The following is a 16,507-nucleotide window of genomic DNA, read 5'->3' as shown; positions in this document are numbered from 1 at the left end:
TCATACTCCTTTTATTTCATTGATTCAACACCACTGATGATCTCAATAAGCTCAGTGGTAATAGACTCTTGTCTTGCTTTATTGTAAGCAAGATTTAACTGTTTAACGCGTTGTTTAGCATTGTTTGTTGCATTATCCATAGCTTGCATTCTAGCACTGTGCTCAGCCGCCAAAGAGTCAACTAAAGCATAATACATACTATACTCAAAATATTTATTGAGCAATTCATCCATGATCTTAGTATAATTGTCTTCTGGCTCAAATTCCATCAAAGAATTTGTCTCAACAGCAACTATCTTAGACGGCTCAATAGGCACAATATCATTTACCCTAATCTCTTGAGAAATCATATTTTTATAGCCATTGTGTATTAGCACGACTTTATCAGTTATGCCATTTGTAAAGTCATCAATGGCGTCTTTTATGATATTTTGAGCTTTTTCATATGTAGGAGAAGAGCTAGCTCCGACATAAGTCTCAAGTAGTTCAACGCCTTGGAAATTGAAAAATTCTATACCTTTTTTACCAACAGCTCTTAGTCTGACTTTGACCTTTTTTGCTTTTAGCTCATCAATCATGCGCCTAACTGTCTTTATAGTTTGGACATTAAAGCCACCGCAAAGCCCTTTATCAGCGGTAACAAATATAATATCAACCTTTTCTACACTCTTTGTTGTGTTAAAAAATTTACTCTCAGTCATAACTGAAGCATATTGATTGATCTTATAAGCTATCTCTGATAAAACCTCATTGATCTTAAGAGCGTAAACTCTAGAGTAGCGAGCAGCCTCTTCAGCTTTGCGAAGCTTTGCTGTAGAAACAAGCTTCATCGCACGTGTCGTCTTTTGAGTATTCTGGACGCTCTTAATCTTTCGTTTTATATCTTTTAAATTTGACATATCTTAGCCCTAGTTAGCAGCAAAAGTCGCTTTAAAATCTTTCAACGCTTTATGTAAAATTTCTTCTACTTCTTTATCAAGAACCTTTTTAGTTCTGATTTGCTCAAAAATTTCAGGGTATTTTGCCTCAATATATGGATATAGCTCAGCCTCAAATTTTGTTACATTTGCAGTTGCAACATCATCTAAATAACCCTTAGCACCAGCAAATATGATAATTACTTGATTCTCAACTGGAAGTGGAGAATATGGAGGTTGTTTTAGTACTTCAACCATCTTTTGACCACGCTCTAGTTGTTTTCTCGAACTCTCGTCAAGGTCGCTTGCAAATTGAGCAAACGCTTGTAGTTCGCGGTATTGAGCAAGGTCTAGTCTTAGTGTACCAGAAACTTGTTTAATAGCTTTTATTTGAGCCGCACCACCAACACGAGATACAGAAAGACCAACGTTGATCGCTGGACGGATACCTGAGTTAAATAGGTCACTCTCAAGGAAAATTTGACCATCTGTAATAGAAATAACATTTGTTGGGATATAAGCTGAAACGTCGCCCGCTTGAGTCTCGATAATAGGTAGAGCCGTTAAAGATCCCGCACCTAGTGCATCATTTAGCTTACTTGCTCTTTCTAGAAGTCTTGAGTGAAGATAGAAAACATCACCTGGATAAGCTTCACGGCCTGGTGGTCTTCTTAAGATCAAAGACATCTCGCGATAAGCAACCGCGTGTTTTGACAAGTCATCATAGATGATTAATGCGTGGCGAGAGTTATCTCTAAAATATTCACCCATTGTTACGCCAGCATATGGAGCAAGGTATTGAAGCGCGGCTGCGTCACTAGCACCAGCATTTACAACTATCGTATAGTCCATAGCGCCGTATTCTTCAAGTTTTTTAACGACTTGAGCAACGGTTGATTGTTTTTGGCCGATAGCTACATAGATACAAATAACATCTTGACCTTTTTGGTTTATGATAGTATCGATAGCAACTGTTGTTTTACCAGTTTGGCGGTCGCCAATGATTAGCTCTCTTTGACCTCTACCAATTGGCACAAGTGCGTCAATCGCTTTGATACCTGTTTGAAGTGGCTCATGAACGCTCTTTCTAGCCATAATACCTTTTGCTTTTTCTTCGACGAAGCGAGATTCGGTAGCTTCAATTGGGCCTTTTGCGTCGATTGGCTCACCTAGTGAATTTACAACACGGCCGATCAATGCGTCGCCAACTGGCACACGTAGAAGTTTTTTTAGTCTTTTTACAGAGCTTCCTTCTGTGATACCACTAGTTTTTCCAAGGATAACTATACCAACACTGCTCTCTTCAAGGTTAAGAGCCATACCCTTTTCGCCGCTTTCAAATTCAACCATCTCACCAGCCATAACGTTTTTCAAACCATAAACGTTAGCAACGCCATCAGCGACTGAGATGACTTTACCGGTCTCTTCCACATCAACACTTAAATCAAAATTTTCAATACGCTCTTTGATTATCGTGCTAATTTCGTCAGCTTTAATTTTTGCACTCACGCTTTCACTCCTTTTTAAATTGCTTTTAATATATATTCACTCATTTGACTTTTTAGTCTGTCGATAGAGAAATTTACCTCGACACCTAAATCATCTAACTCAACTTTTACACCGTTGTAATCGCTCTTTGAGCCATCAAGCTTAATCTTAGAGTTAAATTTCTTAGAGAAATTCTCTTCCAAAGCTTTTAGCTGCTCAGCGCTTAGATCAAAATTTCCAACAACCTCGCCGCGATATGTATTTTCAAGCAAAGATTGCTCTATCTTCATCTCATCTAGTATCGCAGGTATAAGCTCTAGCCTTTTGTTTGCACCAAGAAGCTTTATAAAATTTGCAAATTTAATATCTTGATTTTTAACCAAAGATAGTACAAATTCAACCTTTTGTGAAGCCTTTAGTGTCGGCAAACTTATAATGCTTTTAAATTTATCGCTAGCAAAAGCAGCAGCTAGCTCTGATAAATTTTCAACAAATGCATTAAGTTCATTGGACTTTACGTCGCTTAAGATCGCTTTTACGTATTTTTTAGCTACTACTTCATTCATTAGCTAACCTTTTTAAGTATGATATTTACAAGCTCTTTTTGATCGACTTTTAGGCTATCGCTTGAGAAAATGTCGCTCAAAATTTCATTTACAACGCCTTTTATCATCTTGCGCTCTTCAAATTCTTTTTGCTCTTTATAGCCTTTTTCGATATTTGCGATATCGTTTTGAGCCTCTTTTTTAACTTTAGCAGCTAAATTTACAGCCTCTTTTTTTGCGGTTTCGATTAGAGCATTTGCATTTTGCTTAGCCTCTTCTACACGTTTTAGAGCGTCATCTTTTTTAGCTTTTGACTCACGAAGCTTCTCTTGGATACTCTCAAGCTTATTTGCGATCCTATCGATCCTGCTTTGATAAAGAGCTTTTAGTGGCTTAGCAGCAAAATAGACCAAAATAGCAAAGAAAAGTAAGAAGTTTAGCGTTCTCTCGACTATGTCGTAGTTTGTTCCACCATGCTCGCTAGAGTATGCTAGAAATGGAAGTGCTAGAAAAAATAAAATTTTTATCTTCATAAAATTCCTTTAAATTTTAGAGAGCTTGGCATTTAAAGCCGCTCTAAGTTCAGGTAGTTTAGCTGATAGATCTGCCTTTAGGTTATCTTTTTGAGAGCTTAGAGCATTTAAAAATTCATTGTAATCAGCCTCTAAACTAGTTTTTACGGCATTTACTTCTTTTAAAGACTCTTCTTTTGCCAAATTTAAGGCTTCTTGCCTTATTTTATTGGCCTCAGTCCTTGCGTTTAATATAATCTCTTCAATCTCTTTTTCATGAACACTTAGATCACTTGCATTTTTACTAGTACTCTCTTCATCATTTTTTATAGAGGCATTTCTGTCATCTATAAATTTGAGCATTGGCTTATAAAGCAAGGAATTCAAAATAACGATCAATACCAAGAAAACGATAGCCGTTAAAAGCATCAATGGCACATCTATTTCTAACATCCACTCTCCTTATTTTATCATTAAGTTTTATTTAATATTCAAATTAAAGTCTGATTTTACAATAAATTACTAAAAATAAAAATAAATTTGTAATTCTATTTTAGCCTAGCAATAAATTCTTCCACCTGTGAAATATTATTAAATTCTAAAACTAGATTGCTAGATTTTACTTTTGCTTTTATCTTTAAATTTTTAAAAATTTCTTGTAAATTTGATAGTTTTTTACTCATTTCCTCAGAAATTTTTGGCTTTTTGTCTTTTATCTCTTCCTTATTTTTTATCTTTTTTACTAAAATTTCTGTGTCTCTAACGCTTAGCTTTTGACCAATTATCGTATCAACAACCATCTTTTCTTCTTCGGCGCTAAGTCCTACTATGACTTTAGCGTGACCTTGCGTTAGCTTATCTTCTTGTAAAAGTTTTTGCGTGTAGTCACTAAGAAGTAAAAGCCTCATCGTATTTGTTATTTGTGTTCTACTTTTATGAATAATATTTGCCAAGCCGTCTTGTGTGATCTTATACTCATTTATGAGCTCTTTATACGACTTTGCAAGTTCGATTGGGTTTAAATTTTCACGTTGAATATTTTCAATAAGTGCAAGCTCTCTTAAATTTTGAGACTTGATATCAGCGATGATCGCCTTTATCTTGCTTGCTCCGAGCATCTTTGTGGCGCGGTATCTGCGCTCACCGGCTATTAGCATATAACCATCATCTTTTTTGATAACAATTATTGGCTGGATCAGTCCGTGCCTTTTGATGCTAGCACTTAGCTCCTTTAAGGCTTCTTCGTCAAAATGCGTTCTTGGCTGGTATGGGTTTGGTAAAATTTCATCTATATTTATCTCTTCGACTATCTCAGAGTCGTTTAAATTTGCGATCTCTTTACTGTAGGCCTGCTCTACATCTTCAAGTATCGCGCTAAGACCGCGCCCTAATCCACCTTTTTTAGCCATTTTTTTCCTTATTTTTTAGTTTAAAATACAATATGCCAAATTTTGATACGCGATCGAGCCTGGTGATTTTATATCATAAAGTATCACTGGCTTGCCGAAACTTGGGCTTTCAGCAAGTTTCACATTTCTTGGAACGACCACAAATTCCTCTTTGCTGTCCTTACTCTTAAAGAGCTTATTTTCAAAATGCTGCTTTAAATTTGCAATTGTCTCTTTTGAGAGATTGTTTTGCGAGCTAAACATAGTCGGTAAAAAGCCCTTTATGTTAAGCTTTGGATTTATCGTTTTTTTGATGATCTTAACTGTATTTAGGATCTGCGCTAGTCCCTCAAGTGCATAAAATTCACATTGAATCGGGATAATAACGCTATCGCTTGCACTAAGAGCATTTATCGTGATGCTGCCAAGTGCCGGAGGGCTATCAATGATAATAAAATCATAGTCGTTTACAACTTCTGAAATTTTATTTTTAAGGATTAGCTTATAGTCCTTATTTTGATCGTTAAATTCTTGCTCGATGCCGACAAGTCCGATATTTGATGGAGCTAAAAAAAGTGTTGGGATCTCAGTTTTTAACACGATTTGCGAGAGCTTTTTTCTATCTGTTAATACGTGATAGATATTAAACTCATAGTCACTTCTACTAAAGCCAAGTCCGGTTGTCGCATTTGCCTGTGGATCGATGTCTATTAATAATACTTTTTTCTCAGCAACCGCCAGTGATGCGGCTAAATTTACGGCTGTTGTGGTCTTGCCAACGCCGCCTTTTTGATTAGCTATTGTTATTATCTCGCTCATCTTAAAGAATATACCTTTTCCCCATTTAGTAAGATCGCTCCATCATCGCAAATTTCAGCATCCTGAAGCGAAACAGCTCTATTTGCAATATGCGTAATAAAACCTTTTGACTTGCAAAAGTCTATCCTAAATTTGCTAAAAATTGGCTTCCATAAAATCTTTTTATCAAGCATACTAACAAAGCCCCAAACTAGCTCATCTACGCTAGTTTTTATATCCAAAATGCCCGCATTCTCGGGCGCACTTGTTAAATTTATTCCCATACCGCAGATGTAAATTTCATCCACTTTATTTGTCAAAGTGCCACCTATTTTACGCTCGTCCACGTAAAAATCATTTGGCCATTTTAGCCAACACTTTGAGCCAAGTTCGCTCAAAACTTCGCGCATCAGCATAGAAAAATATATCGAGATCGAGGGCGGAGGTATATCGCTTGGCAGCTCATCTTCGCTCATGCAAAAGGACATAAACAAATTTCCGCCAAGCCCCTCCCAGCTGTTACCGCGGCTGCCGATGCCTTTGGTTTGATTATACGCCACAACCATATGTGGAGGTTTTATCTCGCCGTTTTTTAGGGCCTCTATCAAAAATTCCTGTGTCGAGGGCAGACTTTGAAAAAACTCTACTTTCAAATCACACCTTAAATTTATAGAAGTGATTTACCGGATTTTGTCCACCGCCGATGATGACCGCGTTTTTGATAGCGTTAAAGATATAATCATGCGCATTTTTTACGCTCTCTTTTAGGCTTTGGCCATTTGCTAAATTTGAAGCGATCGCGCTTGATAGCGAGCAGCCTGAGCCGTGAGTTGCGGTCGTTTTTATACGCTCATCGCTAAAAATTTCATACTCGCTGCCATCATAAAATATATCAAGCGACTTGCCGTCAAGCTCGCCACATTTTAGATAGACGCTCTTTGTGCCAAATTTCAAAAGATCCTTGCAAGCCTCTTTTAGCTCACCCTCGCCTTTTAGCTCACGCTTTAAAATTTCGCGCGCTTCAAAGATATTTGGCGTGATCACGCTTGCAAGCGGGAAAAGCTCCTCCACGATCGCGTCTTTTGCAGCGCCCTCTAGCCAGATGTCGCCATTTTTACAGCTCATAACAGGATCAAGCACGACTGGCGGTAAATTTTTGATCTCTCTTAGCGTTTTTGCGACGCTTTTGATGATCTCAACGCTTGGGACAACGCCTATTTTTACCACATCAACTCTTATATCATCAAATATCGCCTTGATCTGGTCCTCGATGAGCTTAGTATCGACTAACTGCATACCAAATATGCCCTTTGTATTTTGAGCGGTGACCGCTGTGATCGCTCCCATCGCATATACGCCGTGTGCTATAAATACCTTTATATCAGCTAAAACTCCAGCTCCGCCACTTGGATCAACGCCTGCTATGCTTAGCGCATTTTTCATAACCGCTCCTTTAAATTTATTTTAATTCATCGCCAACGCTAAGGCGCTTACCATTTATATATGCTTTTGCGTTTGTTGGCTTTTTGCTTGGCTCTTGAAGCTCATAAATTTTGACTGCCCCACCCTTGCAAGCAACCACAACGTGATCTTTTTCTATACTTAAAATTTCTCCGCTTTTGCCACTTTTATCGCTTAGCTCAAGCGATAAAATTTTTAGCCCACTTGCCAAATAAAGCCCCGGCCAAGGTGTGAGCGCACGAAATTTATTATAAATTTGCCCCGCATCTTCATCAAAGCTAAAAAGCCCGTCGCTCTTGCTTATCTTTTTGCAGTGCGTGGCCTGCGCATCGTCTTGCTTTTGTGGCTTTAAATTTTCAAAATTTTTAAGCACTTTTACGATTAGCTCACCGCCAAGCTCGCCAAGCTCACTAAAAAGCTCGCTTGACATCTTCGTCTCGCAAGGCGTGTAGGCAAAATCAAGCATATCGCCCATGTCAAGCCCCGCATCCATCAGCATCGCCGTCACGCCCGTCTGCTTTTCGCCAGCTAGTAGCGCGCTTTGAATGGGGCTTGCGCCGCGGTATTTAGGCAGGATCGAGGCGTGTAAATTTATACAAGTCGCCACGTCAAGCACGCTTTGCGGCAAAATTTTACCGTATGCGGCAACCACGATAAATTTAGGCTCAAATGCCTTTAGCTCGGCAACAACCGCCTCATCTTTTAGTGTATTTGGAGTAAGGACAGGCACTCCTGCTAGCTCGTTTTGCGCGTAAATTTTTACCTCGCTTGGAGTTAAAATTTGCTTTCTACCAACCGGCTTATCAGGCTGAGTAAAGACTGCTTTTATATTAAAGCCAGCCTCTTTTAGATGCCTAAGTATCCTAACAGCATAATCAGGCGTCCCCATAAAAACTACATTCATCACTTTCCTTTAAATTTCAACGACTTTTATTTTGATCTACGTTTTTACTGCCAGTCAGCCAAGAGGCACATGGATCTTCTTGCCAGTCAATCTTTTGAAATATCAAACTTCCTAGCTCATTAATGCTAACTTTGCCACTACGATCAAGATCCAGCCTCTTAAATTCCTCACTAGTGCATAGATCTGGTGCTATTTTTAGCGCTGATGGCACTTTGCAGGACGTCCACTCATCTAAATTTAGCATGCCGTCACGATCTATGTCATTGTAATCCAAAAACATATATGCCGGATCCGCTGGATCACAGCTATATGCGCTAAAGTAAAATAGCATAATGTAAAAAAATTTCTTCATTTTATACTCTTAAAAATCTATGCCCAAAGCACTAAAAAGTTGCAACTCAAAGCTCATTTTTAAGTAGCTCAAGAAGTGCAAATTTAAGCTCGTCGATGTTCTCATTTGTCGCTGATGAGATCGGCAAAATAAAATATGGCTTTGAATGATCAAAGCTGAGTAAATCTTGTTTGTAGATAAATTTACCGTTTTGCTCTGGCTTTAGCTTTAAAAATTTCATAAATTCTTTTATATTTTCATCTAAATTTTCCGCCGCATCGACTCTGGTGATAGCGATAGCATAGTCCCTGCTAGCAAGTACGCTTGAAAATTTAGCGACTTCTTCTTTCAGCACACTAAACTGCTCGCTCATACCTCTATAGTTTGCTCCATCTATCATAAAAAGTAAAATTTTATTTCGCTCGATATGTTTTAGAAATTTAACGCCTAAACCGCGTCCATCGCTCGCCCCTTCGATGATACCAGGGATGTCAGCCATGACAAAGCCACTAAACTCATCGACCTCGACAAGTCCAAGCTTTGGCGTAAGCGTCGTAAATTCGTAGTTTGCGATCTGTGGTTTGGCATTTGATACTGTTGAAATAAGCGTTGATTTACCAACATTTGGAAAGCCCACCAAACCAACATCAGCAATGAGCTTTAACTCGAGCCTTACTTCAATGCTCTCTTCAGGCATGCCTTTTTGTGCGTATTCTGGAGCTTGATTGATAGAGCTTTTGAAGTGGAAATTTCCGAGTCCGCCTTTACCGCCCTTTAAAAATAGCGTCTTTTGACCCTCGCTAACTATATCACAGAGTAGTTCATTTGTCTGTGCGTCATAAACAGCTGTGCCAGGAGGGACTATGAGTTCTAAATTTTCGCCCTTTTTGCCGGTCATTCGCTTGCCCATGCCAGCTTCACCATTGCCAGCCTTCATGGCTCTTTTACCCTTATAATTTGCTAAAGTATGGGTATTGTTGTCACAAACAAAATAAACATCTCCGCCATCTCCGCCATCTCCGCCATCAGGACCGCCTAAAATGACGTGTTTTTCACGGCGAAAACTCACAGCTCCAGCTCCACCATGCCCCGAACTTAGAGTCAATCTTGCACTATCTATAAACATTTTTTACCTTAAATTTTTTATTTGGATTATATCCAACTTTACTGAAATTAAATCGTGATATCTTGATTAAAATAAAGCAAATATAAGTACCATGAAGCTCGAAATATAGAGTTGTGATTGATTTAAAATTTCTCTCAAACAGCTATTTGAAAAATTCTAAACACTAAATAAAAATTTTGATTTTTGAATAATTTTAAGAAAGAAAGGGGCGATTGCCCCTGAGATTATGCAGCTGGATAAACAGATACTTTTTTTCTGTTTTTATCAAGTCTTTCAAATTTTACAAAGCCATCAACTAATGCAAAAATAGTGTGATCTTTGCCAAGACCTACGTTATTTCCAGCGTGAGTTGCTGTTCCTCTTTGGCGGATGATTATATTTCCAGCACGAACGAACTCACCACCAAATTTCTTAACACCTAATCGGCGTCCGATACTATCACGGTTATTTTGGGTTGAACCTTGACCTTTTTTGTGTGCCATATCTTATCTCCTTAAGCTACGATACTTACGACTTTTACACGTGTAAATTGTCTTCTAAAGCCGCGTTTTAGTTTTGAGTCTTTACGTCTGCGTTTTTTGTAGATAACTACTTTTTTGTCTTTGCCTTCATTTACGACCTCAAGAACAACTTTTGCACCCTTCACAAATGGCGCACCTACCTTTACTTCGCCGTCATTTACAGCCAAAACTTCTGTAATCTCAACGGTTGATTTAGCTTCAGCACTAAAGTGATCTAGCTTAAGGTACTCGCCCTCGCCAACACGATATTGCTTACCGCCATGCTTAAATATAGCGTATTTTGACATACTCTACCTTTCTAAAATTTGGTAAGACCAAAAAGCACTTTTTTGCAAAAGATTTATGGAGCTTTGTTGGTTGTAAGGTGTGAATGTTAACTAAAAGTTTATAAATTCTACTTTAATGCCCCTGATTTTATGATCTCACCCACCAAATTTCTTATCATAGAGCTATGATCTAGGAAAAATGTTTTGTCATTTGGTAAATGTGGCTGATATATCAGTGTTTTGGCTGCTGGTGCGCTTAAGATCACATTTATCAGTTCAAATTCAGGTGGCAAAGTAAAATAGAGTTTTGGCTTAGGAATTTCATTTTGAAAGAGCCTTTGTGCGTAAAATTTACTGAAATTTTCGTTTTTTGGTAGCTTTATCTCTTTAAAGAGCTCAAATGGCAAAAAGTAGCGCGCTAGTGCGTGAAGTCCGTGAGCGAAGATGTAGAGGCGTTTTTCAAATTTAGGCGCCTCCGTCCTACCAAAAGTGGAGCAAAATTTCTGCAAATGCTCGCTCATAGCAGCCGTATCTTTTTCGTGTAGGGCGAGCATAAATTTAACCGCCTCTCTTTCGTTTGTTGGCTTTTTAGACTCTGCAAAAGTGCGGGCTTTTTCTAGGGCAGGGGCAAGTAAATTTTCATCTTGCCAAAGCATCGCTGTGAGCAGATCGTGCATGACGCATAGAAATTTATAGCCGTTTTTGCTAGGTGGCAGGTCTTTTGGAAAGATCCTCTCCATGCTATCTGTGTCGTCACAAGCGATAGCAAAAAACGCTGGTATGAGCTTCTCGCACTGATCGTATCCGCCGCTACATCCTGGGAGTAAATTCAGCTTAGCGTATTGAAAGATAAGATCATTTAGTGCCTCGGCGTCGCCCTCAGCTAGGCACTTTTCAAGGCAAAAGTCGTAACTTCTAGCTCTTGAAAAAGAGAGTGATCGTATGAGCTCACATAAAAAGTCGTATTCGTTTAAATTTTTCTCTTTTACCTCGGCGTAAATGCTTGCATACTCGTCTAAAAGTAGCTCTTCATCGCTTTTTGGTGGCTTTTTGGTTTTGAAAATGTTAAATAAGCTTTCTAAAAATGACATTTTGCGTCTCCTTATTTTTGCTAATTTTAGCCAAAAATGCCTAATTTTCCACGTGCAAAAAGGTGGCTTTGCGGATAGTTTAACCGCATTTTGGCTATAATCGCCCCAAATTTAAGCAAGCTTAGGATAAAGATGGCAGGCGAAGATCAGGAAAAAACCGAAGAAGCGACCCCCAAAAAGATAGAAGATGCCAAAAAGGATGGTAACGTCCCCAAAAGTCAGGACCTAGCTGGGTTCGTGACCCTTGTTATCGCTATTGGTGTACTGCTTGCGATGCTAAATTTTATGAAAGAACAGATCATCTCACTTTATATCTACTACTCAAAATTTATCGGTCAGCCACTGACCTTACCGACAGTGAAACTAATCGTCGTAAATACCTTTGCAAGGTCGCTTCTTATGATACTTCCAGTTTGTATCTGTGTGGCGATCGCTGGTGTCATCGCAAATGTAATGCAGTTTGGATTTATCTTTACCACAAAGCCTATAATGCCAAATTTTGGCAAAATAAATCCACTAAAGGGACTAAAAAATTTATTCTCGATGAAAAAAGTGATAGATAGCATCAAAATCGTGCTAAAAGTTAGCATCGTCTTTGGAGTTGGATTTTATTTTTTCTTGCAGTTTATAAAGGAGCTACCGCACACGCTCTTTTTTTCTATGTTTGATCAGCTTGCTTGGCTAAAAGAAAAGCTCATCATTCTTGTTAGTGTCATGCTTTTTATACTTTTTGTGATCGGACTTATCGACCTTCTAATTGTGCGTTTTCAATATTTTAAAGACCTTCGTATGAGCAAGCAAGAGATAAAAGATGAGTATAAGCAAATGGAAGGAGATCCTCAGGTAAAAGGCAGAATTCGTCAAGCGCAAATGCGTGCAGCCAAGCGTCGAATGATGCAAAATATCCCACAAGCTGACGTAGTCATCACAAACCCTACTCACTACGCCGTGGCGATAAGATATGATAAAAGTCGCGACGAGGCGCCGATAATACTTGCCAAAGGTGTTGATTTTTTAGCACTGCAAATCAAAAAAATAGCCGTTGAAAATGGCGTGCAAATTTATGAAAACCCACCACTCGCAAGAGAGCTTTATAAAATTTGTGAAGTCGATGATACGATACCAGCACATCTTTTTAGAGCCGTGGCCGAAGTGCTAAGCTTCGTTTATATGAGCAATAAACAAAAATTTAAAGATAAGCTTTGATAAATTCTGCTCTTGCCGCTAGAAATTACTAGCAGCAAGAGAGAATTTATCTATTATAGATATCCAAAAGCAGTTGCAAAAATATAGCCAAATATACAAGAGGATATAACACCAATAAGACCCGGAATGATAAAGCTGTGATTGATAACAAATTTACCAATATGTGTCGTACCACTTCTATCAAACTGAATAGCCGCAAGGTCGCTTGGATATGTTGGCAGGATGTAGTATCCGTAGCAAGCTGGCGCAAAAGCTAGAATGATAGCAGGATTAACATCGATATTTAATGCTAATGGCACAAAAGCAACCAAGGCTGCAGCTTGAGAATTTACAAATTTTGAGATAATCAAAAGCATAACCGCATAAGTCCAAGGGTGCTCTTTTACGATGCTTCCTAGCGCCTCCTTCATCATCGGAGTGTGTACTGCAAACATAGTCTCAGCCATCCAAGAGATACCAAAAACTGCAACAAGAGCAATCATACCTGATCTAAATATCTCGTTTTTACCGATCTTGCTAGCATCTGTTGGTGTAAAGATTAAGATGATAGCACCAGTTAAAAGCATGAAAATTTGGATAACATGAACCATGCTTAGGCTTTTTGAAGATGCTTGTTTGTTGCTTATATTGATGTAAGCACCTTGAAATTCTTCTTTTGCGCCTTTTTCATTTATATATGTTACTGCGCCATCAGCCGTACGAGTAAGAGTTTGATTTGCATCTTTGCCGATGATTTTGACTGATTGAGCTTTTTGATTAGCATTTAGCTTATCGTTTGCTACTTTTAGCTCAGCCGCCTCTGTTTGGATGCTAGCATCTTTTATTTTTAAGGTTTTTAAGACTTTTTGCTCAGTTGGAAGGTTGGCTATTACTTGAACGACTGTTGCGTCTTTGTAAGTAGTCCAGCTTGGGCGAAGATCTTTAAAATATCCAAGAAGCGCAACTACAAGGATAGAGCCTAAAAATATCCACATCGCAGCCCATTGATAGCCAGGAAGCTTTTTACCTAAAAGTGTCGCACTATCGCCATAAACATATTTTTTAAACTCAGGATCTTGAAGCTTTGTTTGAAATACTTCGTCTTTATCAAGATCTTTGCCTCTAAACCAGCTAAAAATTCCTACCGCCAAAACACCGCAAAATGTTGATGGAATTGTAATCTTTAAAAGATCTAAATATCCATCAAAGCCAGCTAGGTGAGTTTTAGCATTAATAAGAAAGCTTGTAAGAGTTACAACAGCAACTGAAACTGGGCTAGCGATGATACCCATTTGTGAAGCTATTGAGCTTGCTGCCATTGGTCGCTCTGGGCGGATACCATTTTTGATAGCGATATCATAAACGATAGGAAGCACGGTATAAACAACGTGTCCAGTACCGCATAAAATAGTAAGCGTACATGTTACAAATGGAGCCAAGATACTTACATACTTTGGATTTTTTCTAAGTATAGTTTCTGCTATTTGAAGCATAACATCAAGACCACCACTAGCTTGAAGCGTAGCACTTGCCACAACAACAGCGAGGATAGTTAGCATAACATCAATAGCTGGCTTACCAGGCTCGATATTAAATCCAAAAACGAGGACTATAAGACCGATACCGCCTAGCATACCAAGCGCGATACCGCCTTTTTTAGCTCCGTAGAACAAACAGATAAGGACGATGAGAAGCTGGATAACAAACTGCATGCCTTCACTTAAATTCATGAGAAAATCCATGAAACCTCCTAAGTTAATATAAATTTAATCAAGATTATATCTCTTATGGATTTAGATTAAACTTATATTTTAAGGATGATTTGATACAAATATAACATTTTGATTAATAAGGCTTATTTAGGATAAATTTTTACAAGATTGTCTTTTACAAAATTTTTATTTGATCTTGAAGATTTTGTTTGTCTTAGAATATATAAAATGAAAATAGCATTGTTATATTTTAAATTTATTAATAATAAAAATTTATTTAAATTTTATAAATAACCTAGAAAAATAGTATAAAAGCCTTGTAAATACGAAATTTAATAGAACCAAGAGAAAAATGATTGATGTTTAAGGAAAGGTTAATGGTGGTTAGAGGCAGAATCGAACTGCCGACACGCAGATTTTCAGTCTGCTGCTCTACCGACTGAGCTATCCAACCACTCGTTAAAGAAAGTCAGATTATACATGTTTAATATTTAAAGCAAGTTTAAAATACACACTTTTTTAAATAAAATAAGTTATGTTTTTCTATTTTGACTTGAAATATAAAAGAAATTCTACAAAACAGATAATAAATTACAAGCTTAAATAAGCTCGTAATTTATTTTAGTGTATATGAAATAGGAAAGCGCAGATAACGATCTTGTTTAGGCTTTGGAAACTCAGAACTTGCTCTTTGGATATTTTCTAAAGCACCATTATCAAGCGACTCAAAACCAGAGCTTTTACTAACTTTAAGTTCATCTATGCTGCCGTCTTGCTTGAGTAAAAACCTAACTTCTACAACTCCTTGATGTTTCATACGTCTAGCATTATTTGGGTAACTTTTATGCCTCTTAACTGCGATTATAACTTTCGTAAAATCTTCATCGCCTTGTGAATTTGATAAATTTAGCTCAGGTGTTACATTTTGAACTGGAGCTGCAGCGATAGACTTGTTATTGGCTGGCAAATTTGTATTTACACTAGCTGGCGGTACAATAGGCTGCACTGGCTGAGCAATTACCGGTTCAGGCTTAGGCTCTATTTTTTTCTCTTTTTTAGGCTCTACCTTTTTTATTTCACGCTTTGGTTTCTCCACCTTTTTAGGTTCAGGTTTTGGTTCTGGCTTTGGCTCAGGTTTTGGTGGCTCTGGCGGTGGTGGTGGAGCTGGTGGAGTTGGCTCTGGGATAAGCATTTGCTCCGCTATTTGAGGTGCTGAGACTTGTGGCACTGGAGTAAATGAATTAAGAGCTATTTTTATCGGTTTTTGCTCACCTATTTTTATCTCATCAAAATCATGTGAAAGCAAAAAATATACTGCTGCTCCATGCACTATAAGCGAAACAGCTAAGCCGCTGTAATTTGAAATTTTATTCAGAGATTGTTTGGATTGCAAAATTTTCGTGGCCCTTCTCTTTTAATATATCAATTACTTTGACAAAGCTATCAAATTTCGAATTTTTATCGCTTTTTAGTTCGATCAATGTCTTTATATCAACCGCATTTAGCTTATCTTTGAGTTCATTCTCAGAAATTTCTACATCATCTATAAAAAATTTATTATCCTTATCAATTACTACGCTTACCTTTTTATCGTCCTCTTTGCTTTGCTCAGCACTGTTTGCACTTGGAAGATCAATAGCTATCTTGCCTTGAGCAATAAAAGTCGAAATGCTAAGCACGATAGCAAGCAAAACAAGCATAATATCAATAAATGGGACAATATTTAGCCCATCTTTTTTATTTAGACGCATTTTCAGCCTTGTATCTATTTAGCATTACATCTACTTTTCTGACAAAACCATTGTAAATCATCAAAGTCGGTATCGCCACAAGTAGTCCAAAAGCAGTTGCTTTTAGCGCAAGAGAGAGGCCGACCATTATGCTTTTAGTATCGATTCCGCCTGCCATACCCATATCATAAAATGTGATCATAATTCCAGCAACTGTACCAAGAAGTCCTACATATGGTGCATTTGAGTAGATAATGTAAAGTGTGGTTAAATTTTTGGTTAGTGCCTCTTCAAGCGATTCGATACTTTTATAGCCTTTTATATCAACGCGTGAATAAAAAATAATACGCTCAATCGTATACCAAAGTACAAAAAAACTCATAATGCCTAAAATCGCAATAATTACATGATCAATGTGATGTTTAATTAGCTCCATAATACCTTCTTTAGTAAAAATTTTTGCGTGATTATAGCTATATTGATAACCAATGTCAAATATTTAGTAAAAATATAATCAAATAAAAACTAAAAT

General features: G+C 37.8%; 20 protein-coding genes and 1 tRNA gene. 1 reads left to right on the top strand and 20 read right to left on the bottom strand.

Annotated features, from left to right (window positions below):
- Positions 1 to 11: 11 nt before the first annotated feature.
- The 15 genes from atpG to CVT18_RS04830 all read right to left on the bottom strand — a co-directional run bounded on the left by atpG (position 12) and on the right by CVT18_RS04830 (position 11,348).
- Complete coding sequence (atpG, locus tag CVT18_RS04900; RefSeq protein ID WP_103588936.1) at positions 12 to 899, bottom strand: ATP synthase F1 subunit gamma; 888 nt, start codon at positions 897 to 899, stop codon at positions 12 to 14.
- A 9-nt stretch (positions 900 to 908) separates the two neighbouring features.
- Positions 909 to 2,426 carry a F0F1 ATP synthase subunit alpha gene (atpA, locus tag CVT18_RS04895; protein WP_107824294.1) on the bottom strand — a complete coding sequence of 506 codons (1,518 nt, stop codon included), beginning with the start codon at positions 2,424 to 2,426 and terminating at the stop codon, positions 909 to 911.
- 14 nt (positions 2,427 to 2,440) lie between these two features.
- A complete protein-coding gene (locus CVT18_RS04890) occupies positions 2,441 to 2,971 on the bottom strand; it encodes a F0F1 ATP synthase subunit delta (RefSeq protein ID WP_087582694.1) in 531 nt (176 codons plus the stop codon).
- The gene (locus tag CVT18_RS04885; RefSeq protein ID WP_107824293.1) at positions 2,971 to 3,483 is read right to left on the bottom strand and encodes a F0F1 ATP synthase subunit B; all 513 of its coding nucleotides are present in this window, start codon (positions 3,481 to 3,483) and stop codon (positions 2,971 to 2,973) included. The genes CVT18_RS04890 and CVT18_RS04885 overlap by 1 nt, the downstream gene beginning before the upstream one ends.
- 9 nt (positions 3,484 to 3,492) lie before the next feature.
- Complete coding sequence (locus CVT18_RS04880) at positions 3,493 to 3,915, bottom strand: FoF1 ATP synthase subunit B' (protein WP_107698148.1); 423 nt, start codon at positions 3,913 to 3,915, stop codon at positions 3,493 to 3,495.
- Positions 3,916 to 4,010: 95 nt separating this feature from the next.
- The gene (locus CVT18_RS04875; protein WP_103592959.1) at positions 4,011 to 4,871 is read right to left on the bottom strand and encodes a ParB/RepB/Spo0J family partition protein; all 861 of its coding nucleotides are present in this window, start codon (positions 4,869 to 4,871) and stop codon (positions 4,011 to 4,013) included.
- Positions 4,872 to 4,886: 15 nt separating this feature from the next.
- Positions 4,887 to 5,669, bottom strand: coding sequence for a ParA family protein (locus CVT18_RS04870; RefSeq protein ID WP_021090449.1), 783 nt, complete (start codon positions 5,667 to 5,669; stop codon positions 4,887 to 4,889).
- Positions 5,666 to 6,301, bottom strand: a complete 636-nt coding sequence (locus tag CVT18_RS04865; protein WP_103629151.1) for a biotin--[acetyl-CoA-carboxylase] ligase — start codon at positions 6,299 to 6,301, stop codon at positions 5,666 to 5,668. Before CVT18_RS04865 ends, CVT18_RS04870 begins: the two co-directional genes overlap by 4 nt.
- Before the next feature lies 1 nt (position 6,302).
- Positions 6,303 to 7,091, bottom strand: a complete 789-nt coding sequence (gene thiD, locus CVT18_RS04860; RefSeq protein WP_103629152.1) for a bifunctional hydroxymethylpyrimidine kinase/phosphomethylpyrimidine kinase — start codon at positions 7,089 to 7,091, stop codon at positions 6,303 to 6,305.
- A gap of 16 nt (positions 7,092 to 7,107) precedes the next feature.
- Positions 7,108 to 8,013: a methionyl-tRNA formyltransferase gene (fmt, locus tag CVT18_RS04855; protein ID WP_103629153.1), complete on the bottom strand. Its 906-nt coding sequence runs from the start codon at positions 8,011 to 8,013 to the stop codon at positions 7,108 to 7,110.
- Between the two features lie 16 nt (positions 8,014 to 8,029).
- Positions 8,030 to 8,365 carry a GDP-mannose dehydrogenase gene (locus CVT18_RS04850; protein WP_103629154.1) on the bottom strand — a complete coding sequence of 112 codons (336 nt, stop codon included), beginning with the start codon at positions 8,363 to 8,365 and terminating at the stop codon, positions 8,030 to 8,032.
- A gap of 46 nt (positions 8,366 to 8,411) precedes the next feature.
- Positions 8,412 to 9,470, bottom strand: a complete 1,059-nt coding sequence (gene obgE / locus CVT18_RS04845) for a GTPase ObgE (protein WP_103629155.1) — start codon at positions 9,468 to 9,470, stop codon at positions 8,412 to 8,414.
- 224 nt (positions 9,471 to 9,694) lie between these two features.
- Positions 9,695 to 9,952 carry a 50S ribosomal protein L27 gene (rpmA, locus tag CVT18_RS04840; RefSeq protein WP_002942569.1) on the bottom strand — a complete coding sequence of 86 codons (258 nt, stop codon included), beginning with the start codon at positions 9,950 to 9,952 and terminating at the stop codon, positions 9,695 to 9,697.
- A gap of 11 nt (positions 9,953 to 9,963) precedes the next feature.
- Positions 9,964 to 10,278, bottom strand: a complete 315-nt coding sequence (gene rplU, locus CVT18_RS04835; protein ID WP_107824292.1) for a 50S ribosomal protein L21 — start codon at positions 10,276 to 10,278, stop codon at positions 9,964 to 9,966.
- 107 nt (positions 10,279 to 10,385) lie between these two features.
- Positions 10,386 to 11,348, bottom strand: a complete 963-nt coding sequence (locus CVT18_RS04830) for a hypothetical protein (protein WP_103629156.1) — start codon at positions 11,346 to 11,348, stop codon at positions 10,386 to 10,388.
- Between the two features lie 132 nt (positions 11,349 to 11,480).
- On the opposite strand from CVT18_RS04830, the gene flhB reads away from it, so the two are divergent.
- Positions 11,481 to 12,554 (top strand): flagellar biosynthesis protein FlhB, encoded by a 1,074-nt coding sequence (gene flhB / locus CVT18_RS04825; protein ID WP_103629217.1) that lies wholly within the window; start codon positions 11,481 to 11,483, stop codon positions 12,552 to 12,554.
- Positions 12,555 to 12,607: 53 nt separating this feature from the next.
- Here flhB and CVT18_RS04820 read toward each other — a convergent pair whose 3' ends face one another.
- The 5 genes from CVT18_RS04820 to exbB form a co-directional block, all read right to left on the bottom strand.
- A complete protein-coding gene (locus CVT18_RS04820; protein WP_084108861.1) occupies positions 12,608 to 14,275 on the bottom strand; it encodes an anaerobic C4-dicarboxylate transporter in 1,668 nt (555 codons plus the stop codon).
- Between the two features lie 348 nt (positions 14,276 to 14,623).
- A tRNA-Phe gene (locus CVT18_RS04815) sits at positions 14,624 to 14,699 on the bottom strand.
- 162 nt (positions 14,700 to 14,861) lie between these two features.
- Complete coding sequence (locus CVT18_RS04810) at positions 14,862 to 15,638, bottom strand: energy transducer TonB (RefSeq protein ID WP_084108863.1); 777 nt, start codon at positions 15,636 to 15,638, stop codon at positions 14,862 to 14,864.
- Positions 15,613 to 15,996 carry a TonB system transport protein ExbD gene (exbD, locus tag CVT18_RS04805; protein WP_072593836.1) on the bottom strand — a complete coding sequence of 128 codons (384 nt, stop codon included), beginning with the start codon at positions 15,994 to 15,996 and terminating at the stop codon, positions 15,613 to 15,615. The genes CVT18_RS04810 and exbD overlap by 26 nt, the downstream gene beginning before the upstream one ends.
- Positions 15,983 to 16,411: a TonB-system energizer ExbB gene (gene exbB / locus CVT18_RS04800; RefSeq protein WP_054196205.1), complete on the bottom strand. Its 429-nt coding sequence runs from the start codon at positions 16,409 to 16,411 to the stop codon at positions 15,983 to 15,985. Before exbB ends, exbD begins: the two co-directional genes overlap by 14 nt.
- Positions 16,412 to 16,507: the final 96 nt, after the last annotated feature.

The sequence above is a fragment of the Campylobacter concisus genome (assembly GCF_003048405.1).
Classification (GTDB): Bacteria; Campylobacterota; Campylobacteria; order Campylobacterales; family Campylobacteraceae; genus Campylobacter_A; species Campylobacter_A concisus_Q.
The sequence above is the reverse complement of the archived record's forward strand: the minus strand, read 5'-3'. Positions and strand labels throughout refer to the sequence as shown.

Coding starts and splice junctions, on each gene's coding strand:
- atpG (WP_103588936.1), bottom strand. CDS start 899: ATGTCAAATTTAAAAGATATAAAACGAAAGATTAAGAGCGTCCAGAAT.
- CVT18_RS04890 (WP_087582694.1), bottom strand. CDS start 2,971: ATGAATGAAGTAGTAGCTAAAAAATACGTAAAAGCGATCTTAAGCGAC.
- CVT18_RS04885 (WP_107824293.1), bottom strand. CDS start 3,483: ATGAAGATAAAAATTTTATTTTTTCTAGCACTTCCATTTCTAGCATAC.
- CVT18_RS04880 (WP_107698148.1), bottom strand. CDS start 3,915: ATGTTAGAAATAGATGTGCCATTGATGCTTTTAACGGCTATCGTTTTC.
- CVT18_RS04875 (WP_103592959.1), bottom strand. CDS start 4,871: ATGGCTAAAAAAGGTGGATTAGGGCGCGGTCTTAGCGCGATACTTGAA.
- CVT18_RS04870 (WP_021090449.1), bottom strand. CDS start 5,669: ATGAGCGAGATAATAACAATAGCTAATCAAAAAGGCGGCGTTGGCAAG.
- thiD (WP_103629152.1), bottom strand. CDS start 7,091: ATGAAAAATGCGCTAAGCATAGCAGGCGTTGATCCAAGTGGCGGAGCT.
- fmt (WP_103629153.1), bottom strand. CDS start 8,013: ATGAATGTAGTTTTTATGGGGACGCCTGATTATGCTGTTAGGATACTT.
- CVT18_RS04850 (WP_103629154.1), bottom strand. CDS start 8,365: ATGAAGAAATTTTTTTACATTATGCTATTTTACTTTAGCGCATATAGC.
- obgE (WP_103629155.1), bottom strand. CDS start 9,470: ATGTTTATAGATAGTGCAAGATTGACTCTAAGTTCGGGGCATGGTGGA.
- rpmA (WP_002942569.1), bottom strand. CDS start 9,952: ATGGCACACAAAAAAGGTCAAGGTTCAACCCAAAATAACCGTGATAGT.
- rplU (WP_107824292.1), bottom strand. CDS start 10,278: ATGTCAAAATACGCTATATTTAAGCATGGCGGTAAGCAATATCGTGTT.
- CVT18_RS04830 (WP_103629156.1), bottom strand. CDS start 11,348: ATGTCATTTTTAGAAAGCTTATTTAACATTTTCAAAACCAAAAAGCCA.
- flhB (WP_103629217.1), top strand. CDS start 11,481: ATGGCAGGCGAAGATCAGGAAAAAACCGAAGAAGCGACCCCCAAAAAG.
- CVT18_RS04820 (WP_084108861.1), bottom strand. CDS start 14,275: ATGGATTTTCTCATGAATTTAAGTGAAGGCATGCAGTTTGTTATCCAG.
- exbD (WP_072593836.1), bottom strand. CDS start 15,996: ATGCGTCTAAATAAAAAAGATGGGCTAAATATTGTCCCATTTATTGAT.
- exbB (WP_054196205.1), bottom strand. CDS start 16,411: ATGGAGCTAATTAAACATCACATTGATCATGTAATTATTGCGATTTTA.